The 24,788-nt window shown below is 69.3% G+C and carries 23 protein-coding genes and 1 tRNA gene; 18 read left to right on the top strand and 6 right to left on the bottom strand.

Going from position 1 to position 24,788, the window contains the following annotated elements:
- Positions 1–7: 7 nt before the first annotated feature.
- Positions 8–84 (top strand) — tRNA-Leu (locus B7495_RS11710).
- Between the two features lie 23 nt (positions 85–107).
- On the opposite strand, the gene B7495_RS11705 is transcribed toward B7495_RS11710, so the two are convergent.
- Complete coding sequence (locus B7495_RS11705; RefSeq protein ID WP_088456717.1) at positions 108–2,297, bottom strand: Ig-like domain-containing protein; 2,190 nt, start codon at positions 2,295–2,297, stop codon at positions 108–110.
- 221 nt (positions 2,298–2,518) lie between these two features.
- Here B7495_RS11705 and B7495_RS11700 point away from each other — a divergent pair, with 221 nt between their 5' ends.
- The 6 genes from B7495_RS11700 (at position 2,519) to B7495_RS11675 (ending at position 8,808) form a co-directional block, all read left to right on the top strand.
- Positions 2,519–3,139 carry a TetR/AcrR family transcriptional regulator gene (locus B7495_RS11700; protein WP_166788904.1) on the top strand — a complete coding sequence of 207 codons (621 nt, stop codon included), beginning with the start codon at positions 2,519–2,521 and terminating at the stop codon, positions 3,137–3,139.
- Positions 3,136–4,380, top strand: a complete 1,245-nt coding sequence (locus B7495_RS11695) for an alanine racemase (protein ID WP_088456715.1) — start codon at positions 3,136–3,138, stop codon at positions 4,378–4,380. Before B7495_RS11700 ends, B7495_RS11695 begins: the two co-directional genes overlap by 4 nt.
- Complete coding sequence (locus B7495_RS11690; protein WP_088456714.1) at positions 4,377–5,687, top strand: D-arabinono-1,4-lactone oxidase; 1,311 nt, start codon at positions 4,377–4,379, stop codon at positions 5,685–5,687. Before B7495_RS11695 ends, B7495_RS11690 begins: the two co-directional genes overlap by 4 nt.
- Positions 5,684–7,138 (top strand): glycoside hydrolase family 1 protein, encoded by a 1,455-nt coding sequence (locus tag B7495_RS11685; protein ID WP_088456713.1) that lies wholly within the window; start codon positions 5,684–5,686, stop codon positions 7,136–7,138. Before B7495_RS11690 ends, B7495_RS11685 begins: the two co-directional genes overlap by 4 nt.
- Before the next feature lie 182 nt (positions 7,139–7,320).
- Complete coding sequence (locus tag B7495_RS11680) at positions 7,321–7,887, top strand: LemA family protein (RefSeq protein WP_088456712.1); 567 nt, start codon at positions 7,321–7,323, stop codon at positions 7,885–7,887.
- A 36-nt stretch (positions 7,888–7,923) separates the two neighbouring features.
- Positions 7,924–8,808: a M48 family metalloprotease gene (locus tag B7495_RS11675; RefSeq protein WP_088456711.1), complete on the top strand. Its 885-nt coding sequence runs from the start codon at positions 7,924–7,926 to the stop codon at positions 8,806–8,808.
- A gap of 18 nt (positions 8,809–8,826) precedes the next feature.
- Here B7495_RS11675 and B7495_RS11670 read toward each other — a convergent pair whose 3' ends face one another.
- Positions 8,827–10,029 (bottom strand): winged helix-turn-helix domain-containing protein, encoded by a 1,203-nt coding sequence (locus B7495_RS11670; protein ID WP_088456710.1) that lies wholly within the window; start codon positions 10,027–10,029, stop codon positions 8,827–8,829.
- 141 nt (positions 10,030–10,170) lie between these two features.
- Here B7495_RS11670 and B7495_RS11665 point away from each other — a divergent pair, with 141 nt between their 5' ends.
- The 6 genes from B7495_RS11665 to ilvA are packed head-to-tail and all read left to right on the top strand — an operon-like array spanning position 10,171 to position 16,713.
- Positions 10,171–11,310, top strand: a complete 1,140-nt coding sequence (locus B7495_RS11665) for an ABC transporter substrate-binding protein (protein ID WP_088456709.1) — start codon at positions 10,171–10,173, stop codon at positions 11,308–11,310.
- Positions 11,311–11,317: 7 nt separating this feature from the next.
- Positions 11,318–12,160 (top strand): ABC transporter permease subunit, encoded by an 843-nt coding sequence (locus B7495_RS11660; protein ID WP_088456708.1) that lies wholly within the window; start codon positions 11,318–11,320, stop codon positions 12,158–12,160.
- Positions 12,157–13,032, top strand: coding sequence for an ABC transporter permease (locus B7495_RS11655; protein WP_088456707.1), 876 nt, complete (start codon positions 12,157–12,159; stop codon positions 13,030–13,032). The genes B7495_RS11660 and B7495_RS11655 overlap by 4 nt, the downstream gene beginning before the upstream one ends.
- Positions 13,029–14,159: an ABC transporter ATP-binding protein gene (locus B7495_RS11650; RefSeq protein WP_088456706.1), complete on the top strand. Its 1,131-nt coding sequence runs from the start codon at positions 13,029–13,031 to the stop codon at positions 14,157–14,159. The genes B7495_RS11655 and B7495_RS11650 overlap by 4 nt, the downstream gene beginning before the upstream one ends.
- Positions 14,156–15,445, top strand: coding sequence for an AI-2E family transporter (locus B7495_RS11645; RefSeq protein ID WP_240632225.1), 1,290 nt, complete (start codon positions 14,156–14,158; stop codon positions 15,443–15,445). Before B7495_RS11650 ends, B7495_RS11645 begins: the two co-directional genes overlap by 4 nt.
- Complete coding sequence (ilvA, locus tag B7495_RS11640) at positions 15,442–16,713, top strand: threonine ammonia-lyase (protein ID WP_088456705.1); 1,272 nt, start codon at positions 15,442–15,444, stop codon at positions 16,711–16,713. The genes B7495_RS11645 and ilvA overlap by 4 nt, the downstream gene beginning before the upstream one ends.
- Before the next feature lie 61 nt (positions 16,714–16,774).
- Here ilvA and greA read toward each other — a convergent pair whose 3' ends face one another.
- Together greA and B7495_RS11630 are read right to left on the bottom strand one after the other, a co-directional pair.
- Complete coding sequence (gene greA, locus B7495_RS11635; protein WP_088456704.1) at positions 16,775–17,263, bottom strand: transcription elongation factor GreA; 489 nt, start codon at positions 17,261–17,263, stop codon at positions 16,775–16,777.
- Positions 17,264–17,447: 184 nt separating this feature from the next.
- Complete coding sequence (locus tag B7495_RS11630; protein ID WP_168195314.1) at positions 17,448–17,843, bottom strand: DUF4307 domain-containing protein; 396 nt, start codon at positions 17,841–17,843, stop codon at positions 17,448–17,450.
- A 76-nt stretch (positions 17,844–17,919) separates the two neighbouring features.
- Here B7495_RS11630 and mca point away from each other — a divergent pair, with 76 nt between their 5' ends.
- Both mca and B7495_RS11620 read left to right on the top strand, forming a co-directional pair.
- Positions 17,920–18,783 (top strand): mycothiol conjugate amidase Mca, encoded by an 864-nt coding sequence (gene mca / locus B7495_RS11625; protein WP_205748673.1) that lies wholly within the window; start codon positions 17,920–17,922, stop codon positions 18,781–18,783.
- A gap of 5 nt (positions 18,784–18,788) precedes the next feature.
- Positions 18,789–19,043: a hypothetical protein gene (locus B7495_RS11620; protein ID WP_088456702.1), complete on the top strand. Its 255-nt coding sequence runs from the start codon at positions 18,789–18,791 to the stop codon at positions 19,041–19,043.
- Between the two features lie 16 nt (positions 19,044–19,059).
- On the opposite strand, the gene B7495_RS11615 is transcribed toward B7495_RS11620, so the two are convergent.
- Positions 19,060–19,761, bottom strand: a complete 702-nt coding sequence (locus B7495_RS11615; RefSeq protein ID WP_088456701.1) for a hemolysin III family protein — start codon at positions 19,759–19,761, stop codon at positions 19,060–19,062.
- A 76-nt stretch (positions 19,762–19,837) separates the two neighbouring features.
- On the opposite strand from B7495_RS11615, the gene B7495_RS11610 reads away from it, so the two are divergent.
- The 3 genes from B7495_RS11610 (at position 19,838) to B7495_RS11600 (ending at position 23,311) form a co-directional block, all read left to right on the top strand.
- Positions 19,838–20,617 carry an isoprenyl transferase gene (locus B7495_RS11610; protein WP_088458070.1) on the top strand — a complete coding sequence of 260 codons (780 nt, stop codon included), beginning with the start codon at positions 19,838–19,840 and terminating at the stop codon, positions 20,615–20,617.
- Entirely contained in the window at positions 20,614–21,762 is a 1,149-nt protein-coding gene (locus tag B7495_RS11605; RefSeq protein WP_240632224.1) for an aminotransferase class V-fold PLP-dependent enzyme, read from the top strand. Before B7495_RS11610 ends, B7495_RS11605 begins: the two co-directional genes overlap by 4 nt.
- Positions 21,763–21,961: 199 nt before the next feature.
- On the top strand, positions 21,962–23,311 hold the full coding sequence (locus B7495_RS11600) for a PhoH family protein (RefSeq protein WP_370028143.1): 1,350 nt from the start codon (positions 21,962–21,964) through the stop codon (positions 23,309–23,311).
- A 71-nt stretch (positions 23,312–23,382) separates the two neighbouring features.
- Here the strand turns inward: B7495_RS11600 and B7495_RS11595 are convergent, their stop codons facing one another.
- Entirely contained in the window at positions 23,383–24,750 is a 1,368-nt protein-coding gene (locus B7495_RS11595; protein WP_240632501.1) for an aspartate ammonia-lyase, read from the bottom strand.
- Between the last annotated feature and the right edge of the window lie 38 nt (positions 24,751–24,788).

Here is a 24,788-nt window from a genome sequence, read left to right as displayed (position 1 = left end):
CGGGCGTGCCCCCGTAGCCCAACCGGCAGAGGCAGGCGACTTAAAATCGTCACAGTCTGGGTTCGAATCCCAGCGGGGGCACCAGGAATCACCCGGCGCGGCGCGCCTCAGCGTCGGCCCGGCAGTACGAAGCGCTGCCACGCCCAGGCGGCCACGCTGACCACGGCGAAGCCTGTCGCCACCACCCAGAGCAGCATCGCGGTGCCGGTGCCCGTCCAACGCGGAAGCATGGGCGAGAGCAGCGTGAACAGGGTGAGGAAGGCCGGCACCGTCAGGGCGGCCCAGATCGGCGGCGACCAGGCCAGGATGCTGCGTCCACTCGTATTCCCGATCGGAATGAGCACGAGCACGGCCGAGCCGATCGAGGCCAGCACGACGGTGTTCGCGACCTCAGCGGCCAGGGTGCTGAGGAAACCGTCGGCCGCCGGTAGGGTGCCGACGACCAGCAGCGACGCCAGTCCCAGGGCGAACAGGGTGCCGGCCCGGATGGCGGCCAACTGGCCCCGTTGGGCCAGGCCGGGCCCCGCGCCCACGACGACGCTGCCCAGCAGGCCGAAGAGCAGGGCGGGCTGGAGCTCGAACAGTCTGGAGGCGAGCGCGGTGACGGCGACGACCGCGAGGTACCGCGGCAGGATCGTCGTGGTCACCTCGATGTGCAGCGCCCTGGACCCCCACCACTGCGGCACCAGGGCGGCCACGGCGTTCACCACCACGAGGGCGAGAACCACGGCCAGCAGCAGCCGGAGATAGGCCGGCGTCGCGGACACCGGGCCAGACAACAGGACGAACACGGCGGCGGCGACGACGGTGCCGCCGTAGGCCACCCAGCGGTTGACCTGCAGGGTCGGGGCGACCTCGAATTCCTCACCGGCGCGGTTGCGGCCGGCGAGCTGGTGGCCGCGAAGGAGCGGCCGGCCGTCTCGCGCCCGGGTGATGGTGCCGGCCAGCAGCCGGGCCGGAATCACGAGCAGCAGCAGGGCTCCCAGCGTGAGCATCGCCGCCTGCAGCCAAGGGAATTGCGCCACGGTCCAGGGCGGGATCACCGCGGTGCTGAACTGGGTGGGGTCGTTCCAGCCGCCTCCTGGCACGGTCAGCTCGGGCGGTGCAGCGGCGTCGCCGTCGTTGGGGGCGGCGGGCAGCGGGCTGGGCGAACCGCTGCCCGGTGTGGCCGTGGGGGTCGCCAGTGCGGTCGCCGTCGGGGCAGGCACGACGGGCGGGGCGGCGGTCGGTGTCGGTGCCGGTGCGGGCGCCGCGGTCGCGGCACCGAAGGTCACCCGGATCGCCGAGCTGCCGGGGCTCACATTGCCGGCGGCATCCTGCTGCACGGCGCGCAGGTCGTACGAGCCGTTCGCGATGCCGGACCCTGTGCACGACCAGGTGCCACCGGACACGACGGCGCTGCAGACCGAGTAGGCGCCGGCGAAGACCGTGACGGTGGCCCCGTTCTCGCCCCGCCCGGAGAACGGCCCGGCGGCGGAGGTCAGCGTGGCGTCGGCGGCGGGACTCGTCACGACGGGCGCGGCCGGGCCGTCGACGTCGAAGGTCAGGCTGATCGGATCGCTTGCCGGCGACGACTCCGGGGCGCTGAACGAGGTCTGCTGTGAGGCGGTGATTTGCTGCGCCCCGCTCGACACTGCGCCCTCCAGCAGGCAGGCCCACACCCCGGAGGTGTCGACGGTGAACGAACAGCTCGCTCCCGCGGCGAGAGTGGCGGTGACGGTGGCGCCGGGATAGCCGGTGCCGCGCACCATCCCGCTCGAAGAGGAATGGCCGGTCGAGCCGCCCGTGATCGTCGGGGCCTGCAGCACCCGCACGGGGTGGACCGCCGCGAGGGCGGAGTCCCCGGGCACCTCCGCCCGCAGGTCGACGGCGGGTCCGCTGGGCAGGACCACTCCGGGGCACTGCCAGGTGGACGACCCGTCGGCGGCGACGGTGCACAGCGGAGCACCGCCGGTGGGGGAGAGCAGCTGAATGTCGTGTGTGGGGTCACGGGTGCCGGAGACGGTGACGCTCCCGGCCACGAAGGCGTTGGCGCCGGGGCTGTCGATGGTGGGCGCGGCGGGGGCGGGCGGAGCCGGCGACTCGGACGGCGTCTCCGCTGGTGACTCTGACGGCGAGTCTGGCTCCGACGGCGCCTGCGAGGCGTCGGGAGTCGTGGTTTCGGACGGTGCCGGTTCGGTCGCGGTGGCAGGCGCCGTCTCGGTCGTGACGGCCATGGCCGGTTGGACCGCACCGGCGAGCGGGCCGATCAGCACGGTGCCGACCAGAGCCGCGAGCAGGATCCCGAACGAGGCCACCCGCGTGCGTGTGGGTCGCCGAAGACCCCGACCGGTTCGTGTGTTCGACCCGTGCGCGCTGAAACGGCGTGACCTCTGCAATGGACTCCCTCAGACCATTTCATGGGCCATGGCCAGGAATGTCAATGTGGCGCGCCCGACCGAGGAGATCCTGCGCCATACTGTGCACTGGGTCAACTGCCCCACTATTCGACGTTAACGACGCAGGACAAGGTGACCAGGTGACACGCATTCCCGCCGCGGACCGGCGCAGCGCCCTGGTGCGTGCCGCGTTACGGGTCGTCGCCGACCGGGGCGTGGCCCAGGCCACCACTCGGGCTATCGTGGCCGAGGCCGGGATGTCGCTGGCAAGCTTCCACTACGCCTTCCAGAGCCGCGACGAGCTGATGGTCGAACTCATCAGGCACGTCGTGGCTGAGGAAGCCACCGCCGTGCTACCTGAGCCGTCCAGCACGGAATCGCAGGGACAGGACGACATCCAGTCGCTGCGGCAGATCCTGCGCGACGGACTGCAACGCTACGCCGATCACATGAGCCGCGACCCCCTGAGAGAGAAGGCCATGCTCGAACTCACCCAGTACGCCCTCAGGTCCCCGGGGTTGCACCACCTCGCCGTGGCCCAGTACGAGCGCTACCACGCCCTCGCGGCCGAGGCGCTGGACACCGCGGCCCGGCGAAGCGGCTCGGTCTGGCAGCATCCCGTCGGCGAGGTGGCCCGCCTTCTCGTCTCCCTCACCGACGGCCTCACCATCGCCTGGCTGGTGGATCGGGATGACACCGCCACCGCCACCCTGCTCGATTTCGCCGCGGACTCCGTCGCCGCGCTGGGCCGGCCCGCATGAGCCTCGACCTCTCACCGCGGCCGACCGGTCCGGCTGCCACGCCCTGGCTCGACCCGCAGCAGTACTGGCCGGACCTGACCGAGGCCACCCGGGGCCTGGACACCCCCGTGGGGGCGCTGCACCTCGGGGCCCTGCGGCACAACACCCACGACATGCTCGGCCGCGCCCAGGGCACCCCGATCCGGGTGGCCAGCAAGTCACTGCGGGTACGCGGCGTGCTCGACGCCGTGCTCGCCCTGCCCGGCTACCGCGGCATTCTCGCCTTCACCCTGGCCGAGGCCCTCTGGCTCGCCCAGACCCACGACGATATCGTGGTCGGCTACCCCAGCGTCGACAGGGCGGCGCTTCACACGCTGGCCCGCTCGGCCGACCTGGCCGCCCGAGTGACCCTGATGGTGGACTCGATCGACCACCTCGACATCGTCGACGCCGTGCTCGCGCCGTCGCAGCGTGAACGCATCCGGGTCTGCCTCGAACTGGACGCGTCCTGGAACGCGCCGGTGCTCGGCCACCTGGGGGTGTGGCGCTCGCCCGTGCACACGCCGGAGCACGCCAGGGCCCTGGCCCTGGCCATCGTCTCCAGGCCCGGCTTCGAGCTGGTCGGGCTGATGGCGTATGAGGCGCAGATCGCCGGTCTCGGCGACAGACCCCCTGGCCACCCCGTGCAGGGCGGCCTGAACCGGTGGGTGCGCAATCGGTCGATCGTCGACATCACGGCCCGGCGCGCCGCGGCGGTCGCCGCGGTGCGGCAGGTCGCCGACCTGGAATTCGTCAACGGCGGCGGCACCGGCTCGCTGGAGAGCACCCACGCCGACACTTCGGTGACCGATATCGCGGCCGGGAGCGGTTTTTTCGGCGGCCACCTGTTCGACAGCTACTCGGGCTTCCGGCCGGCACCGGCCGCCGCATTCGCCCTGTCGGTTGTGCGGAAGCCCACCGCGCAGACGGCGGCCCTGCTCGGCGGCGGCTGGATCGCCTCCGGTCCGCCGGGGGCGGATCGCTCACCGCGCCTGGTCTGGCCGGAGGGTCTGAGCCTGGTGCCGCGCGAGATGGCGGGGGAGGTGCAGTCACCGGTCACCGGGTCTGCCGCCGCCGCACTGCGGGTCGGCGAGCGTGTCTGGATGCGGCACACCAAGTCCGGCGAACTCAGCGAACATCTCAACGAATTCGCGCTGGTCGAGGACGGTATCGTGGTCGACATGCTGCCGACCTACCGAGGCGAAGGCAAGGCCTTCCTGTGACGGCCAGCGGCGCCCGCTGGCAGAACTGGGCACGCAGCGAGTCCGTCGTGCCGGTCAGGGTGGAGCGGCCGACCAGCGCGGCCGCCACGCAACGCGCCGTGCTCGCCGCTGTGAAATCGGGCGTCAGGATCAAGGCCGTCGGTTCCGGACACAGTTTCTCGGGCATCGCGGTTTCGCCCGGCGTGCAACTGGACCTGGCCTGGGGCGGGTTGATCGACGTCGACGAGGCCACGGCCAGGGTGACCATCGCCGCCGGCACCCGCCTGCACCAGCTGCCCGCGCTGCTGGCCCCCTACGGGCTCGCTCTGGAGAATATGGGCGACATCGACAGGCAGACCATCGCCGGAGCCACCTCGACCGGCACGCACGGCACCGGCGGCGCCTTTGCCGGCCTCGCCGCCCAGATCGTCGCCGTGACGCTGGTCACCGGCGACGGTTCGGTGCTGCGCGTCACCGAGACCGAGAATCCCGAGCTGCTACCCGCGGTGCGACTGGGGCTCGGCGCCCTGGGTATCCTCGTGGACCTCACCATCCAGTGCGTGCCGGCTTTTCTCCTGCACGCCGTCGACGCACCGGAGCCGTTCGAGGTCGTTCTGGACGGCTACCTCGAGCGCAGCACCTCGGCCGACCACTTCGAGTTCTACTGGTTCCCGCACACCGAGACCGCCCTCACCAAGACCAACACCCGGCTGCCGCCGCGCACCGGCCGGGACCCGCTGGGCCGGCTGAACCGCTGGGTCGACGACGAATTGCTCGGCAACGCGGTGTTCCGCGCCACCTGCGCGGCGGGAGTGGTCCTGCCGCCGCTGGTGCCCAGGGTCAACCGCCTCGTGGAACGGCTCACCGGCCGCCGCGACGTCACCGACCACTCGCATCGGGTTTACGTCACGAACCGCACCGTGCGATTCCACGAGATGGAGTACGCGCTGCCGCGCCAGGCGGTGCCGGACGCGCTCCGCGAGGTGCGCGCCCTCATCCAGAAGCGCGGCTGGCGCATCTCCTTCCCCCTCGAAGTACGCTCGAGCGCGGCCGACGATGTCTGGCTCTCCACCGGCTACGGCCGAGACACCGGCTACATCGCCGTGCACAGGTACTTCCGCGAGAACCCGCAGAAGTACTTCGCCGACGTCGAGGCGATTATGCGCGCGCACGACGGTCGCCCACACTGGGGGAAGATGCACAACCTGGACGCGGACACGCTCCGCCAGGTCTACCCGCGCTTCGACGACTTCCTCGCCGTGCGGGACCGGCTCGACCCGGAGCGTCGATTCACCAACCGTTACCTGGAAAGAGTTCTTGGGCCATGAGCAGCAACACCCCGGCGTCCCGCGCCTGGCAGCACCGGGCCGCCGAACTGGGCGATCGGCTCCCCACCGGTTTTCAGATCGGCACGGCCACCTCGGCCTTCCAGATCGAGGGCGGCGCGCGTGACGGCGGCCGCGGCGAATCCCATTGGGATGCCTTCACCCGCGAGCCCGGCCGCATCCTGGACGGCCAGAACGCGTCGGTCGCCGCCGACCACATCGGCAAGCTGACCGAGGACGTCACCCTGCTGCGGGAGTTGGGCGCAGACAGCTATCGGTTCTCCTTCGCCTGGCCGCGCCTGCAACCCGACGGTCGTGGGACGCTGAACCGGTCGGGTCTGGCGTTCTACGACAGGCTGCTCGATCAGCTGCTCGGCAACGGCATCAGCCCGATGGCAACCCTGTCGCACTGGGACACCCCCGCTGCGCTCCGTGGCGGCTGGCTGAACCGTGACACCGCGATGAGATTCGGCGATTACGCCCACGAGATGGGTGCGGTCTTCGGCGACCGCATCGACCGGTGGGTCACCATCGCCGACCCGGCGACGGTGATGTTCAACGGCTACATGATCGGCGTGCACGCCCCGGGCCAGGCCCTCTTGTTCGACGCGTTACCGGCCGGCCACCACCAGCTGCTCGGTCACGGCCTCGCCGTGCAGGGGCTGCGCGCCGCCGACGTGCGCGGCGGGATCGGCCTCGCCAATGTGCACTCGCCGGTGCAGAGCGCCACCGACCGGGAAGCCGACCGTGACGCCGCGGCCCTCTACGACCTGCTGCACAACCGGCTCTTCGCCGATCCGGTGCTGCTCGGCCGCTATCCGGACCCCGTCGGGGTGTTCGAGAACGAGCTGCGCTACCTGCACGAGATCGAACCCGACGACCTGCGCACGATCCACCAGCCGCTGGACTTCTACGGCGTCGAGTACTTCCAGCCCAGCCGGGTTGCGGCCGGAGCGGCCAAACCGGTACGCGCGCCCGAGGACCGTCCCGCTGAGGAACGCCCGATGAGCAGCCGGTTGCCGTTCCACCTGACCTCGTTCCGCGAGCATCCGGTCACCGGGTTCGGCTGGCCGAACGCACCCGAGTACCTGCCGGTGCTGCTGGCCGAATTGCAGGACCGCTACGGCGAGGCCCTGCCGCCGGTCTACCTCACCGCGGGCGGCGCGAGCTATCCCGACACAGCGGATGTCCGTGGCGCGGTGACCGACCTGGCCCGCATCGACTACCTGGCCGAGCACCTCGTCGCGGCCGTGGACGCCGTCGCGCCCGGCGGACCGGCCGAGGGGGTTGACCTTCGCGGCTATCTGGTCTGGTCGCTGCTGGACGGCTTCGAATGGGCGGCCGGCTACACCCAACGCTTCGGCCTGGTCCACGTGGACTTCACCGACCTCGCCCGCAAGCGCACCCCCAAACTCTCCTACCGCTGGCTCCAGGAAGTCCTCAGCGCAAGATAGGTTCGCGAGGTGTGAGATAAGCCCCAAAAACCGGCCCGGATGGGTGCTTTTCTCACACTTAGCGGACCCGGGCGGGATGATTCCTTGGAGTGTGATGGGAAGCACATGGGAGCCCCAGCGGGCTTCGTTATGATGGGGCTCGAACACGTATCGCCCAGGTCAAATCGCAAGGAGACGCTGCCATGGAATGGCTCATCCCGGTCCTCATCGTCGTCGCACTCGTTGCGATCGCGGGTATCTACCTGTGGGCGACCTACAACTCGCTCATCACCCTCAAGGTGCGGGTGGATGAAGCGTGGAGCGACATCACTGTGCAGCTCAAGCGCCGTGCCGACCTCATCCCCAATCTGATCGAAACCGTCAAGGGCTACGCGGCTCACGAGAAGTCGGTTTTCGAGAACGTGACCAAGGCGCGCGCCGAGACTCTCTCCGCGCAGGGCCCGGTGGACGCCGCCGCGGCCGAGAACCACATGCAGACGGCCCTGAAGAGCATCTTCGCCGTCGCCGAGGCGTACCCGCAGCTGCAGGCCAGCCAGAACTACCTGCAGTTGCAGGGCGAGCTGGTCGACACCGAAGACAAGATCCAGGCCTCCCGCCGGTTCTACAACGGTGGCGTGCGCGAGCTGAACACCAAGATCCAGGTCTTCCCGAACCACCTGTTCGCGAAGAACCTCGGTTTCAGCCAGCGCGAGTTCTTCGAGGTCAGCGACGCCGCGGCCATCGCCGAACCGCCTCGCGTGCAGTTCTAGCCGCCACACCTGTAACCGCAGCCCCGAAGAGGACCCATGTACAGCGCGATCGCGCGTAACAAGCGCAACACCGTCGTCATCATTGTGCTGTTCGTGGTGATCATCTCCGGGCTCGGCTGGCTCGCCGGTCTTGCCTACGGCGTACAGGGTCCCGGCGTGCTCATCCTCACCCTGGTGATCGCCGGCGGTTACGCGCTGATCCAGTACTTCGCAGCCGGTCGGCAGTCGATCGCCATGAGCGGGGGCATCCGGGTGAACAGCGTCACCGATCACCCCCGGCTCTGGCGCATCGTGGAGAACCTGTCCATCACCACGGGCACGCCGATGCCCGAGGTGTACATCATCAACGACCCGGCGCCCAACGCCTTCGCCACCGGCCGGGACCCCAAACACGCCATCGTGGCCGCCACCACCGGTCTGCTCGACATCATGGACGACGCCGAACTGGAGGGCGTCATGGCCCACGAGATCGGGCACGTGCGCAACTACGACATCCGCGTCTCGATGATCGTTTTCGGCCTGGTCGTGGCCGTCGGTTTCATCTCCGACATCTTCCTGCGAATGGCGTTCTTCGGCCGCGGCAACAACAACAACGGCAACCCGATCGTGCTGGTGTTCGGCCTGGTCGCCATGATCGTGGCCCCGCTGATCGCCTCGGTCGTGCAACTGGCCGTGTCGCGGCAGCGCGAGTACCTCGCGGATGCCACCGGCGCGCTGACCACCCGTCAGCCGGATGCCTTGGCCAGCGCCCTGGCCAAGCTGGGCGAGTACGGCCGCCCGATGCGCAAGCAGAACACCTCAATGGCGCACCTGTGGATCGCCGACCCGCTCAAACCCGGTGTGATGGACAAGCTCTTCGCCACCCACCCGCCGCTTACCGAGCGCATCGAGCGACTGCACGCGATGGGCAGCACCTTCTAAAGCGCTAGATCTCTGGCGCTAGAACTCCGCGGCGAGAGCGGCCGCGAGGTTGCCGCGGGGGACCACCTCGATGTCGGACAGACCCTGCCAGGCCGCGGTGCTCCGCAGAACCTCGGCCAGGCGTGCGGCGGTGTCGGCGGGCGCGGTGGGCTCGGCCCAGCTGGCCTGCACCCTCAGCACCCCGGCCTGCCTGTCGTTCTTGAGGTCGACACGGCCCACGATGGTGTCGCCGAGCAGCACCGGCAGCACGTAGTAGCCGAACTGCCGTTTCTCCTGGGGGGTGTAGATCTCGATGCGGTAGTGGAAGCCGAACAGTCGTAGCGCCCGCGCCCGTTCCCAGACCACAGGGTCGAACGGGCTGAGTACCGCCGCGGCGTCCAGCCGGCGGGGCAGCCGGGCGTCCCGGTGCAACCAGGCGGCGCCGGCGGCCCCGCCCCGGCCCCAACCGGGAACCTCGACCGGAATCAGCTCACCCGCATCCTCGAGCTCGGCGATGGCGGCGCGGGCGGGCTCGGTGCGCAACCGGAAGTAGTCGGCCAGGTCTTTCACAGTGCCGATGCCGTGGGCCCGGGCCGCCTGCGAGATGAGCGCACGGTGCGCGTCGGCGGCCGGTACCTCGCGGTCGAGCAGCGCGGTCGGGAAGACCTGCTCGGGCAACGCGTAGACCCTCTCGAACCGTTGGCGGCCGCCGCTGACCACGTCGCCCCAGCGGAACAGCGTCTCCAGGCCGATCTTCACATCCGACCAGCCCCACCAGGGGCCGCTGCGTTTGTTGGCGTCGTGCTCGATCGCGCTGGCGCGCATGGGGCCGTTGGCGGCCAGCTCGGCCCGCAGCCAGGCCAGCATGGGGGCGTTCTCCTGCGACCAGTGGGTGTCGTCGGCGGCGGCCTTGTCCCTGTATGCCTGCATCCGCCAGCGGAACAGCGGCCAGTCATCCACCGGGATCAGCGACGCCTCGTGCACCCAGTACTCGGTGAGCCGCGGCTTGGCGCCGGTGCTCAACCTGTCGAGCTGGGCCTTGTCGTAGGGGCCGAGACGGCTGAAGGCCGGCACGTAGTGGCTGCGTTCGAAGACGTTCACCGAGTCGATCTGCAGCAATCCGAGCCGCTCCACGAGGGCGCCGAGCTGGCGGATGCCTGGAGTGGGCGCGGCCGGGCGGCCGAAGCCCTGCGCGGCGAGGGCGACACGGCGGGCGAGGGCAGGCGAGATCGTCTGGAGCACGCCTCGACCCTACCGGCGGCCGGCGACATCCGACGTTCACGCCGCGTTCAACCCTGCGGTGTGCCTGCGCAACCCGCCGCTTCTAGTCTCGCAGCGACCGGTACAGCCGGCCATCACCCTGCTCTCTCATACGGAGGACCCTTGCTCACCACCCGCACCCTGGCCGCTTCCCTCGCCGCGACAGCCATCGTCGCTCTCACCCTTACGGGCTGCGCGAGCGGCACCGCCGAGGCGACCGGCACCGACGGTTCCGTCGACGCGGCCACCGCCACCAGCATCTCCGCCTTCGGCGACCTGGCCGGCCTCGAGGCCGCCGCCATCGAGGAGGGCGCCCTGAACGTCATCGCCCTCCCGCGGGACTGGGCCAATTACGGCGCTGTTCTGGACCTCTTCGCCGAGAAGTACCCCGAGATCACCATCACCGAGGCCGCCCCTGACGGCTCCAGCGCCGAGGAAATCCAGGCCGCCGAGAACCTGGCCGGCCAGGACACCGCCCCCGATGTCTTCGACCTGGGCCTGGCCGTTGCCCTGGCCAACACCGACCAGTTCGCCCCCTACCAGGTGGCCACCTGGTCCGACATCCCCGACGCGCTGAAGGAAGAGAGCGGCCTGTACGTCGGTGACTACGGCGGATACATGGCCGTGGGCTACGACCCCGACGCCGTTCCCGCACCCGAGTCGTTGGCCGACCTGCTCGGCGCCGACTACAAGGGCAAGGTCGCCATCAACGGCGACCCGACCCAGGCCGGAGCGGCTTTCGCCGCCGTCGGCATGGCCGCCGTCCAGAACGACGGCTCGGTGGACGACTTCCAGGCCGGCATCGACTTCTTCAGCGACCTCAACGCCGCCGGCAACTTCGTGAAGGTCGACCCGACCCCCGCCACCATCGCCTCGGGCGAGACCCCCGTCGTCTTCGACTGGGACTACCTCAACGTCGGCTACGGCGCCCAGCTGGAGGGTGAGCGCAACTGGGAGGTCGTGGTCTTCCCCGGCACCGGCTACGCCGGCTACTACAACCAGGCGATCAACGTGGATGCGCCGCACCCGGCCGCCGCGCGCCTCTGGCAGGAATTCCTCTACAGCGACGAAGCGCAGAACCTCTGGCTCGAAGGAGGCGCCCGCCCGGCGCGCGCCGACGCCATGGCGGCGGAAGGCACCATCGACGCCGACCTGTTCGACGCCCTGCCCGCCGTGCCGGACACCACAGTGGTCCCGACCGCCGCGCAGAGCGAAGCCGCGGCAACGCTGCTCGGCGAAAAGTGGGCCGCGGCTGTCCAGTAGGTTCCGTGTGCCGGCAGCAGCCTTCGGGCTGCTGCCGTTCGCGGTCTATGTGCTGCTCTTCCTGGCCCTGCCGACCCTGATCGCCGTCGGCACCGGCTTCATCGGCAACGACGGCGGCTTCACCCTCGACACCGTCGCCGCGCTCGGCGACCCCGTGGTGCTGGCCGCCTTCGGCAGCTCGATCTGGTTGTCGGCGCTGACCGCGATCATCGGCGCCGTCGTGGGCGCCCTGGTCTGTTACGCCCTGCTCGGCGCCCGCCCGGACGGGGCGTTGCGCTCCACCGTCGATTCCCTCAGCAGCGTCATCGCCCAGTTCGGCGGCGCCATGCTCGCCTTCGCGTTCACCGCGACCATCGGTATCCAGGGCATGGTCACCCTGCTGCTGCAGGAGCGTCTGGGCATCGACATCTTCGCCGACGGGGTCTGGCTCTACGAACTGCCCGGCCTGGTGCTGCCGTACATCTACTTTCAAGTGCCCCTGATGATCATCACCTTCATGCCGGCGCTCGCGTCGCTCAAGTCGACCTGGGCGGAAGCCAACGCCACCCTCGGCGGCAGCACGCGCACCTACTGGCTGCGCATCGGCCTGCCGGTGCTGGCGCCGTCGTTCCTGGGCGGCCTGCTGCTCCTGTTCGCCAACGCGTTCTCCTCGTACGCCACCGCCGCCACCCTCACCAGCCAGGGCGCGCAGATCGTGCCGCTGCAGATCCGGTCGGCGCTGACCAGCGAGACCATGCTCGGCCGGGAGAACCTCGCCGGTGCGCTGGCGCTGGGCATGATCCTGGTGATGACCGTCGTGATGATCGGCTACTCCAAGCTGGCGTCCCGCGCCGCGAGGTGGCAGCGATGACGGCGGGTCTCCGGTCGGTGCGCGGCGTCGCGCACGCGCCCGGTCGGCTCACCAGGCTGCTGATCCTCGGCGGGGTCGGCCTGGTCTTCGCGGTGCCGATCCTCGCGATGATCGAGTTCACCCTGCGGCGCGGCCTGGTCGGCGGCTACGACTTCCAGCGCTGGATCGAGCTGTTCCAGAACGGGCTGACCGGCGAGTACGCCCCGGTTCTGGTCGCCCTCGGCAACTCGGTGGGTCTGGCCGTCGGCACCGTCATGATCGTGCTGGTGCTGCTGGTGCCGACGATGCTGCTCGTGCACATCCGGTTCCCCCGGCTGCGCCGCACGCTGGAGATCGTGTGCATCCTGCCCATCTCCATCCCCGCGATCGTGCTCGTGGTGGGCCTGGCCCCGGTGTTCAGCGTGCTGGCCCGGTTCGCGGGCAGCGGCGTCTGGACGCTGGCATTCGCGTACGGCATCACCGTGCTGCCGTTCGCCTACCGGGCGATCCAGGCCAACCTCGACGGTGTGGACGTGCGCACGCTCAGCGAGGCGGCGCGCACCCTCGGTGCAGGCTGGGCCAGTGTGCTGGTGCGGGTGCTCGTCCCGAACCTCCGCCGCGGCATCCTGGCCGGCGCGTTCATCGCCGTGGCCGTGGTGCTGGGCGAGTTCACCATCGCGTCGCTACTGAGCCGGGTCAACCTGCAGACCGCGCTCGTGGTGGTCAGCAAGAACGACCCGTACAGCGCCGTGATCCTCTCGCTGCTTGCACTGTTCGCGGCGTTCCTGCTGTTGCTGGCCATCGGCCGGCTCGGCACCGAACGTCGCCGGCCGGCCCGCACCCCGACCACCCTCACCCCGACCACCCCGACCTCCGGCGGAGACCAGTCATGAGTCACATCCAAACGCCCACAGTTCAGCAGAAGACTGTCGTCGAGTTCGCCGGCGTGGCCAAGCGCTACGGCAGCCACCTTGCGCTGACCGAGTTCGACCTCACCCTGCAGCCCGGCGAACTCGTGGCCCTGCTCGGCCCCAGCGGCAGCGGCAAGACCACGGCGCTGCGGGTGCTGGCTGGCCTGGAGAGCTGCGACGACGGACGCATCCTGATCAACGGCGACGACGTCTCCGGGCTGCCGACCAGCCGCCGCGACATGGGCATGGTGTTCCAGTCCTACTCGCTGTTCCCGCACCTGAGCGCCGGCGAGAACGTCGAATTCGGACTGCGAATGCGCCGTGTGCCGGCCGCCGAGCGCCGCGAACGGGCGGCGGCGGCCCTGGCCCTGGTCGGCCTGGACGCCCACTACGGCCGGTTCGCGCACGAACTCTCCGGCGGCCAGCAGCAGCGGGTGGCCCTGGCCAGGGCGCTGGTCACCCGGCCCCGGGTGCTGCTGCTCGACGAACCGCTCTCGGCGCTGGACGCCAAGGTGCGGGTGCAGCTGCGCGATGAGATCCGGCGCATCCAGACCGAACTGGGCATCACCACCCTCTTCGTGACGCACGACCAGGACGAGGCCCTCGCCGTCGCCGACAGGGTCGCGGTGATGCGGGACGGCCGGATCGAGCAGGTGGGCACGCCGGAGGAGCTCTACACCAGGCCGGCGACGCCGTTCATCGCGGATTTCGTGGGGCTGAGCAACCGGCTGCCCGGAGCGGTGCGGCACGGCTTCGCCGAGGTGCACGGGGTGGTCCTGCCGCTGCTCGACCCGTCCCACGCCGATGGGCCGGTGCGGGTCTTCGTGCGTCCAGAGGACCTGACGCTGGTCACGGCCGGGACGCCAGGCGACGCTCCGGCAGGCATGAGCCTGGCGGGCACCGTGCTGGTCTCCAGCTTCCTCGGCTCGTTGCGCCGCACCAGCGTGCAACTCGAGCAAGGCGGCACCGTCGTGGTGCAACACGACGTCCGCGACCGCCATCAGGTGGGCGAGAGCGTGCTGGTGCGCTTTGCCGGCGCACCCGTCCCGGTGGAAGCTGTGCAGGACCTCGCCGCCGCGCTCCCACGCCGTCCTAGACTGGTTCGGTGAGCACACCCACGGGAAGTCCCGGCTGGTTCGGCCGCCGGCGTAAACTCCGAACGACCCCCTCGACCGCGCCTATCACGGCGGTCCTCACGCCGGTGCAGCCGGAGACCAACGGCGTGGACGAGAACATCCCGGCGGGCATCCGCCTGGCCGGCGCGTGGGCGTGGCGTCTTCTCGTGATCGCCGCCGTGATCGCCGTGCTGCTGTACCTCATCGTGCAGCTGCGCTTCATCGTGATCCCGCTGCTCGTGGCGGTGCTGGTGTCCGCCCTGCTCGTACCGCTGGTCGGCTTCCTCACCCGGCATCACTGGCCCAAGGGGCTCGCCGTCGCGGCGGCTCTGGTCGGCACCCTCGCGGTGATCGCCGGTCTCGTGACGCTGGCCGTCACGCAGATCGCCGCCGGCTCGGTGGGGCTGAGCGCCCGGTTCGCGGCGTCGTACGCGAACCTCAAGGAGGTCCTGGCGGCGTCGCCGTTGCAGCTGAGCAACGCCGAGATCAATGGCTATCTCAGCCAGGCCGTCGACGCCCTCCAGGCCGACAGCCAGATCTTCATCAGCGGCGCCCTGTCGCTGGGGTCGTCGCTGGGGCACCTGGCCACGGGTGCGCTCCTCACCCTGTTCAGTCTGCTGTTCATCCTCATCGACGGTAAGGGCATCTGGAACTGGATCGTCCGGATCTTCCCCCGCCGGGCGCGACCTGCCGTCGCCGGAGCCGGCGCGGCCGGCTGGACGACCCTGGGCAACTTCGCCAGGGTGCAGATCCTGGTCGCCACGATCGACGCGATCGGCATCGGCGCCGGAGCCGCGATCCTGGGCGTGCCGATGGCCATCCCGATCGGCGTGCTGGTGTTCCTGGGCTCGTTCGTCCCGATCGTCGGCGCCGTGGCCACGGGCGCCGTGGCCGTGCTGATAGCGCTGATCTTCAACGACTGGTTCGTGGCCCTGCTGATGCTCGGGGTGGTGCTGCTCGTACAGCAGATCGAAGGCCATGTGCTGCAGCCGTTGATCATGGGCACCGCCGTCAAGGTGCATCCGCTCGGCGTGGTGCTGGTCGTGGCGGCCGGTGCGCTGCTGGCCGGCATCCCCGGCGCCCTGTTCGCGGTTCCCGTCGCTGCCGTGCTGAACGTTATGATCAGCTACATCCATAGCGGTGCCTGGCGCGGGGGAGTGCCGCCGGCCGGCGCTGCACCCGGCTCCATTCTGTGGCAGACGATTCCGCAGCGGCCGGGCTTCCGGCCGCAGCGCACAGTCGCCGTCACCGAGAGCAGAGTAAGAGAGACCCGTCCATGACAGACACCCCCGCAGTTCTCGCCGGCGCAGCCCGTGCCGACACAACCTTGGCCGGCCCCACCCTCGACGACTTCGAGACCGCCCGCACCGTGGTGTCGCGGGTGGCCGATGTCACGCCGATGGAAAGCTCCCGCTACCTCTCGGCGATCCTCGGTGCACCGGTCTTCCTCAAGTGCGAGAACCTGCAGCGCACCGGATCGTACAAGATCCGCGGCGCGTACCACCGGCTGTCCAAGCTCACCGACGAGGAGAAGGCTCGCGGCGTCGTCGCCGCCTCCGCCGGCAACCACGCCCAGGGGGTGGCGTTCGCCGCCAGGGAGCTCGGCATCGAGGCGACCATCTTCATGCCCGTCGGCGTCGCGCTGCCCAAGCTGCAGGCCACTCGCGACTACGGCGCCCAGGTGATCCTGCGCGGGCACACGGTCGCGGAGCCACTCCTGGCCGCCGCCGAGTACGCCCGCGAGACCGGCGCGGTCCTGATTCCCCCGTTCGACCACCCGGATGTGGTGGCCGGCGCCGGCACCCTCGGCCTCGAGGTCCTCGACCAGATGCCCGACCTCGAGACCGTGATCGTGCCGATCGGCGGCGGCGGGCTCACCTCCGGCATGGCCAGTGTGCTCAAGCAGTACTCGGCACGGCACAACCGTCGGATCCGGGTCATCGGGGTGCAGTCGGAGAACGCGGCGGCGTACCCGCCGTCCATCGCCGCGGGGGAGGCCCTCGCCATCGACATCACCCCGACCATGGCCGACGGCATCGCCGTGGCCAAGCCGGGCCTGCTGAACTTCGCCATCATCCGCGACGCCGTCGACGAGATCGTCACCGTCAGCGAGGACGACATGGCCAGGGCGATCCTGGTGCTCCTCGAGCGGGCCAAGCTCGTCGTCGAGCCGGCCGGAGCCGTCTCGGTCGCCGCCATCCTGGCCGGCAAGATCACGAACACCGGCCGCACCGTTGCGGTGCTCTCGGGCGGCAACATCGACCCGTTGCTCATGCAGCGCGTGATCAGCCACGGCTTGGCGGCATCCGGCCGGTACCTCAAGCTGCGGATCATGCTGCCCGACCGTCCCGGCCAGCTCGCCCGGATCTCCGAGCTGCTCGCCGAGGCGCACGCCAACGTCATCGAGGTCCTGCACACCCGCCACGGCGCCGGCCTGCAGATCAGCGAGGTCGAGCTGGACATCAGCGTCGAGACCCGCGGCCCCGAACACCGCCAACACGTCGTCGACACCCTGCGCGCCGCCGGGTACGATCCCCGCACCGACTAGACCGGGCACACAAAAACGGCCGGCTGCGTGAGCAGCCGGCCGTTCGAGTCACCAGGGGCAGTTAGCCGGTGAAGGTCTCCACGAGGTGGATCTCCACGGCGATCTGCTTGCCGTTGGGGGTCTCGTAGCTCGTCTTCGCGCCGACCTTGAGCCCGATGATGGCTTCGCCCAGGGGGCTCTTCTCGCTGTACACGTCCAGGTCGCTGTCGCCGGCGATCTCCCGGCTGCCGATGAGGAACCGGCTCTCGTCACCGGCGATGGTGGCGGTGATGACGGTTCCGGGCTCGACGACGCCCTTGCTCTCGGGGGCGTGGCCCACCTCTGCGGTGCGCAGCAGCAGGGTGAGGGTGCGGATGCGCGCCTCCATCTTGCCCTGCTCCTCCTTGGCCGCGTGGTAGCCGGCGTTCTCCTTGAGGTCGCCCTCCGACCGCGCGGACTCGATCTTGTTGGCGATGTCCACCCGAGCAACAGTGCTGAGAGTGTCCAGCTCCGCAGCGAGGCGGTCATAGGCCTCCTGGGTTAGCCAGGTGACCGAGGTTTCGGTAGTCATGGTTCTCTCCTTCTCGTGCTGATCGGTGGTGCGCCGGCAGATAGTGCGCCGATGGTGCCGCAGGAAGCGGCCGTTCGTCGCTGGGCAGGTCACGGCCTGACACGTCACGTCCTAGAACATCGCGGCCTAGTACGTCACGACATACAGCGGACGCCCCGACTTCTGTCAGGGCGAATACATCAGTCTAGGTCAACCAGCAGCGGTAAATCAATCCGGTGTTGCTCAACTCGGTCGTCTTCACGATCTCCGTGAACGAGCGGGTGTAGTCGGCGGACGGCGCCAGATCGATGACCTTCCAGCCCACCACAGTGAACGACTCGTTGAGCGCCTGCACAGCACAGCTGGCGGCCTTCTCCGGGGGCAGCGACACCTCGAAGGTCACGCTGATGCCGTTCTCGTCGATGATCTGGTGCCTGGTGTCCCTGGCTTCGATCTCCGGGCCCGCGCCGTCAAGGCCCGCCCAGACGACCCATCCGGTGAGGATCAGGGCGAAGAAGCCGGCAACGACCCACAACACCCGGCGGTCGCGGCGGGTGCTGCCGGGGGTTCGCCCATAGCGTTCGTCGAGGTTGCTGCTCACGGCCACTCAGACTCCACACTCACGGTTCAACGATTAGGCTTGTACCTTAGGTTAGCTGGCATTTCTGAGGAGTTTCATGACCCTGCGGCTCTTGGCAGTGCACGCCCATCCCGACGACGAGTCGAGCAAGGGCGCCGCGACGTACGCGTACTACCGAAGCCTCGGCGCCGAGGTTCTCATCGTGAGCTGCACGGGCGGTGAACGCGGCAGCATCCTCAACGAGGACCTGGCCGACGTGGCCATGGCCGAGCGCGACCTCGCCGGCCTCCGCCGCCGGGAGATGACGGCGGCCCAGCAGACGATGGGCATCCAACACCTCTGGCTGGGCTACCAGGACTCCGGCATGGCCGACGACGGCGGGGTGCCCAAGAACTCCTTCGCCGACGTGCCCCTGGAGTACTCGGCCGAACCCCTGGTGCGCATCATCCGCGATTTCCGTCCCCAGGTGCTCATCACCTACGACGAGAACGGCGGCTACCCGCACCCCGATCACATTCGCTGCCACCAGGTCTCCGTCGAGGCGTTCCGCGCCGCGGCCGACGCCGACCGGTATCCCGATGCCGGCGCGACGTGGCAGATCGACAAGCTGTACTACGACCGCATCTTCAACCTCGAGCGCATGGACGCCATGTACCTCGAACTCAGCATCACCGAACCGGACTCCGACCTGCTCGAACCGCTGGCCAGCGCCAGGGAACGGATGAGCGAGTACCCGAACCTGGCCACGACGCACGTGCCGATCGGGGACTTCTTGGAGGTGCGCGACGATGCCTTGCGGTCACATGCCAGCCAGGTGTCGCCGACGAGCAGTTTCTTCTTCTGGCCCAATGACATGGTGCGCAAGGCCTGGCCCTACGAGGACTTCCAACTAGTCGAATCGAAAGTTGACACGAACATGCCCGAATCCGATCTTTTCAGTGGTGTGAGGGACGACGCGTGAGCGGGATGTACTCTCCCGTGGTCAGCTTCATCCTGTCCAACACCCCGGCGCCCGAGTTCAACCCCGACACCGTCACACCGGGCCCGTGGGGCTTCTTCGCGATCTTCTTCGTCGCGGCCGTGACCCTGCTGCTGGGCATGGACCTGGCCCGCCGCATCCGCCGCACCACATACCGTGCGGAGATGCAGGAACGGCTGCAGGCCGAGGTCGCCGAACGCGACGCGCTGGCCGCCCAGAAGAAGGACACGCCAGAAGCCTGAGCTCGGGGGTACCCGCCTACGGGTACAGCGGATGCGTGGCGATGATCAGAATCGCGAACCAGTGGCAGAGGAACGCCACCACGGTCAGCGAGTGGAAGATCTCGTGGAAGCCGAACACCCCGGGGATCGGGTTGGGCTTCTTGAGACCGTAGACGACGGCGCCGACCGAGTAGCAGAGCCCGCCGACCATGATCAGGGTCATCATCAGGGCATCGGCCTGGAAGAAGTCGACGATGAACATCAGCGCGCCCCAGCCCAGCGCGAGGTAGAGCGGCACGTACAGCCAGCGCGGGGCGTTGATCCAGAACACCCTGAACGCGATGCCGAGGATCGCGCCGCCCCAGACCAGGGTCAGCAGCAGCACTGCCTTGTCCGGCGGCAGGGCCAGCACCGTGATGGGCGTGTACGATCCGGCGATCAGCAGGAAGATGTTGGCGTGGTCGATGCGCTTGAGCACCATGCGGGTGCGCGGCTGCCAGTTGAAGCGGTGGTACAGCGCCGAGTTGCCGAACAGGAGCATCGAACTGGCCACGAAGACCGCCGAACTCCATTTAGCAGCCGGGCCGTCCGCCGCGAGCAGCAGGATGATGCCGGCGACGATGGTGACCGGAAACGTGCCGGCGTGGATCCAGCCCCGCCAGGTGGGCTTTTCGGGAACCGGATGCTCGATCTCGTCTTCGAGGAGGGGGAGATTCGGGATGTCATCCGTAGCGGCCATGCTGTCAGGATACGGCAGCCTCGGCGGCGCCGCGGCGCGAACGCGGGCCGGATTGAGCTAGCGTAACTGTGTGCAGATGCGGCAATTCTCCCTCGGACGCGGACTCCTCTACAGGGTCTACCAGCGTCGGCTGCGTCGCGGGCTGACCGCGGCGGTCCTGCCGCGGCACGTGGCCATGATCATCGACGGTAACCGTCGGTGGGCCAAACAGCTCGGCTACGACTCCGCCGCCCACGGGCACCGGGCCGGGGCCGCGAAGATGCGCGAATTCCTGGAGTGGTGCGACGATCTCGGCATCTCCGTCGTCACGCTGTACCTGCTCTCGGCCGACAACCTCACCCAGCGCCCGACCGAGGAACTCGACGCCCTTTTCGAGATCATCGCCGACCTCGCCGAGGACCTGTCGCGTTACCGCGACTGGAAGGTGCAGCAGGTCGGGTCGAAGAAGTGCCTGCCCGGGCCCCTGGAGGGCGCCCTGTCCGCCGCGGAGGCCCGCACGCACGCCAACACGGGCCTGCACGTGAACCTCGCCGTCGGCTACGGCGGCCGCACCGAGATCACCGACGCGATGCGCAGCATCGTCGCCACCCACCATGCCCACGGCGGCACTCTCGAGGACCTCGCCGAGACCCTCACCCCCGAACTCATCGGCCAGCACCTGTACACGGGCGGCCAGCCCGACCCCGACCTCGTCATCCGCACCTCGGGCGAGCAGCGCCTCAGCGACTTCATGCTCTGGCAGAGCGCGCACAGCGAGTTCTATTTCGTCGAGGCCCTCGGCCCCGACCTCCGCCAGGTCGACTTCCTGCGGGCCCTGCGCGACTTCGCCAAACGGCACCGCAGGTTCGGCGGGTGAGCGCGGTCGAGACGCCCCTCGCCGCCTTCCTGAACGGCTTCACCGAAGACCCCGGCTACCTGGACTACGGCCGTATCGGCCCCATGTCCAGTGCCGTCGTCGCCGAAACGCGCGGCCAGACCGAGATCCTGGCCAGGGCCCGACACGGCAGCCTCGGCCACTTCGGCGAGCAAGATCTGCGGATGCGCACCGCCGTGGCCGCGGGCCTGGGGTTCAGGGCCGACCAGATCGTGTCCCAACCCAACACCAGCATGGGCCTCATGCACGCCATGTTCGGCCTGACCGGTGACGTGCTGTTGTCACCGGCGGACTTTCCGAGCCTGCCGTTCGCGGCCAGCCGTGCCGCGGAGGCCCTGCACGTGGCGACGCCGCAGTGGCTCACGGCCGACGGCGGCGAGAACAGCGCCGGAGCGGTCACTCCCGGCCAGGTGCGGGACCAGCTGACACCGACCACCGTCGCGGTCGCCGTCAGCCTCGTCGATTCCCGCACGGGCTTCAGGGCCGACCTGGAAGGCATCCGGCAGGTCATCGGTGACAGGCTGCTCATCGTCGACGCCATCCAGGGCTTCGGGGTGGTGGATGCCGCCTACGAGGCGGCCGATGTCGTCGCCTCCGGCGGCCAGAAGTGGGTCAGGGCCGGCTGGGGCACCGGCTTCCTCGCCCTGAGCGACCGCGCCGTGGAACGGCTCACCCCGGTTGTCTCCGGATTCACCGGCACCGAGATCACCGAGCCGTGGGACCAGGTGCCGCCGCCGGCACACGCGGCGTCGGCGTTCGGGGTGACCAACGGGGACGGCATCGCCCAGGCCCGGTTCGCGACGGCGCTGGAAGAGATCCAGGTCGCGGGCCTGCCCGCCATCGAGGCCCTGGTGTGCGCCAACGTCGAGCGACTGATCGACCTGGCCGACCAGTTCGGCATTCCGGTGCTGTCCGCCAGGGACGCCAGGGAACGGGCCGGCCTGGTGGTACTCGCACCGCCCGCGGAACGTCTCACCGCGCTCGGTGCCGCGCTGCACAACCACGGCGTGACGGTCACGACCCGGGGCGGCACGGTGCGGCTCAGCGTGCACGCGCACCTCGCCGACGAGACCGTCGACATGCTGCGCGGCGCCTTCACGGCGTACGCGGCCGCCGCCGGATACTGACCTGGCCGGCACCCGCCCGACGAACGTTAACGTCTCGTGACGTTGGGCGTGTCGCTTTTCTAATTCCCAGCCACTCGACGTACGTTCATCTCATCAGGTATGGCACCTGATCGAGACGGCCACATAAGTACGGCTCGAGAAAAAGCTTGTGGCCGCTCGCCAACAAATCCGCACCCTCGGGTGCGGGGTGGGAGTGGTTGTGACCGCTAATCGAACCGACTACCTGAACGCAGAACACACACCGTCAGGGGTCGACCAAACCGAGCGCACCTTCGTGCTGGACACCTCGGTTCTCCTGTCCGATCCGAAGGCGATCTTCCGGTTCGCCGAACACTCCGTCGTACTGCCGGTGGTGGTGATCACCGAACTGGAGTCCAAGCGCAACGACCCGGAGATCGGTTACTTCGCCCGGCAGGCGCTGCGTTACCTCGACGAACTGCGGGTCAAGCACGAACGACTCGACTTCGCCATCCCGGTGGGGGAGGGCGGCAGCCTGCGGGTCGAGTTGAACCACTCGAACATGTCGGTGCTGCCCTCCGGGTTGCAGCTGGGCGACAACGACTCGCGCATCCTCGCGGTGGCCATGAACCTGGCCAACGACGGACTCGCAGTCACCGTGGTGTCCAAGGACCTGCCGTTGCGGGTGAAGGCCGCCTCGATCGGACTGACCGCAGACGAGTACCGGCATGAGCTGGCTGTGGACTCCGGCTGGACGGGCATGGACGAGATCACCCTGAGCGCCGAGCAGGTCAACGACCTCTACGACAAGGAGTCCCTGCAGACCCGCATGGTGCAGGACATGCCGGTCAACACGGGCCTGGTGATCCACTCCGACCGAGGCTCGGCCCTAGGGCGGGTCACCGGGCGGGGCGAGTTGCGCCTGGTGCGCGGGGACCGCGACCTGTTCGGCCTGCACGGACGTTCGGCGGAGCAACGCCTGGCGATCGACCTGCTGCTGGACCCGGAGATCGGCATCCTGTCGTTGGGAGGTCGAGCGGGGACGGGGAAGTCGGCGCTCGCCCTCTGCGCCGGCCTGGAAGCCGTGCTGGAACGGCAGCAGCACCGCAAGATCATGGTGTTCCGGCCGCTGTACGCGGTGGGCGGCCAGGAGCTCGGCTACCTGCCCGGTGACGCGCAGGAGAAGATGGGTCCCTGGGGCCAGGCCGTGTTCGACACCCTCGGGGCACTGGTGAGCGAGAACGTACTGGAGGAGGTCGTCGAGCGCGGCATCCTCGAGGTGCTGCCGCTGACCCACATCCGTGGTCGGAGCCTGCACGACGCCTTCGTGATCGTCGACGAGGCGCAGTCGCTGGAGCGGAACGTGCTCCTGACGGTGCTCAGCCGGATCGGACAGAACTCCAGGGTGGTGCTCACCCACGATGTGGCCCAGCGCGACAACCTGCGGGTGGGGCGCTTCGACGGTGTCGCGAGTGTGATCGAAACGCTGAAAGGCCACCCCTTGTTCGCCCACATGACCCTCACCCGGTCCGAGCGCAGCGCCATCGCCGCCCTGGTCACCGAGATGCTGGAGGGAAACGAGCTGGCATAGAGGCGCGAAAGCGGCGAACCGGTTGCCTCAGCGACGCTGAAGCAACCGGTTCGCCGCTTTCGCGGTACGGGTTAGCGTGCCTGGGGCGGCCGGGTCATGCTCAGGACGTCCAGGGCCGTGTCGAGCTGCTCGAGGGTGACCTCGCCGCGTTCCACGAAGCCCAGGTCGATGACCGACTCGCGCACCGTGAGGCCCTGCGCCACGGAGTGCTTGGCCACCTTGGCGGCGGCTTCGTAGCCGATCACCCGGTTGAGCGGGGTAACGATCGACGGCGATGATTCGGCCAGCGCGCGGGCACGGTCGAGGTTGGCCTCGAGGCCGTCGACGGTCTTGTCGGCGAGCACCCGGGCGCCGTTGGTGAGTAGCCGGATCGACTCGAGCAGCGCCGTGCCCATCACGGGGATGGCCACGTTGAGTTCGAACGCGCCGGAGGCGCCGGACCAGGCGATGGTGGCGTCGTTGCCGATCACGCGGGAGCAGACCATGAGCACGGCCTCCGGGATGACCGGGTTGACCTTGCCGGGCATGATCGACGAGCCCGGCTGCAGGTCGGGGATGCTCAGCTCACCGATGCCGGTGTTGGGGCCGGAGCCCATCCAACGCAGGTCGTTGCAGATCTTGGTGAGGCCAACGGCGATGGTGCGCAGAGCACCGGAGGCGTCGACCAGGCCGTCACGGTTGGCCTGGGCCTCGAAGTGGTCGATGGCCTCGGTGATCGGCAGCTCGGTCTCGTCGCAGAGCAGCTCGATGACGAGCTGCGGGAAACCGGCCGGCGTGTTGATGCCGGTGCCGACGGCGGTGCCGCCCAGCGGCACCTCGGCGACGCGGGGGAGCGCGGTGCGCACCCGTTCGATGCCCAGGCGCATCTGGCGGGCGTAGCCGCCGAATTCCTGGCCGAGGGTGACCGGGGTGGCGTCCATCAGGTGGGTGCGGCCGGCCTTGACCGCGGTCGCCCACAGTTCGGCCTTGGCCTCGAACGCGACCGCGAGGTGATCCAGGGCCGGGATGAGGTCGTCGATGAGGGCGCTGGTCACGGCGATGTGCACCGAGGTGGGGAAGACGTCGTTGGAGGACTGCGACGCGTTCACGTGGTCGTTGGGGTGAACCGGGCTGCCCAGGCGGCGGGTGGCGAGGGTGGCGAGCACCTCGTTCATGTTCATGTTCGACGAGGTTCCGCTGCCGGTCTGGTACACGTCGATGGGGAACTGGGCGTCGTATCGACCGGTGATGACCTCGTCGGCGGCTGCCGCGATGGCGTCGGCGATGTTCGAGTCGAGCACGCCCAGACGGGCATTGGCGAGGGCCGCCGACTTTTTGATGCGGGCCAGGGCTGCGATCTGGGCGGACTCGAGCACGGATCCGGAGATCGGGAAGTTCTCGACCGCCCGCTGCGTCTGCGCACCGTAGAGCGCGTCGGCGGGAACCCGGACCTCGCCCATCGTGTCGTGTTCGATCCGGAATTCTGTCTCAGCTGAAA

Source organism: Cryobacterium sp. LW097 (assembly GCF_002205495.2).
GTDB classification, from domain to species: domain Bacteria; phylum Actinomycetota; class Actinomycetes; order Actinomycetales; family Microbacteriaceae; genus Cryobacterium; species Cryobacterium zongtaii.
This window is presented reverse-complemented; position numbering and strand designations above follow the sequence as displayed.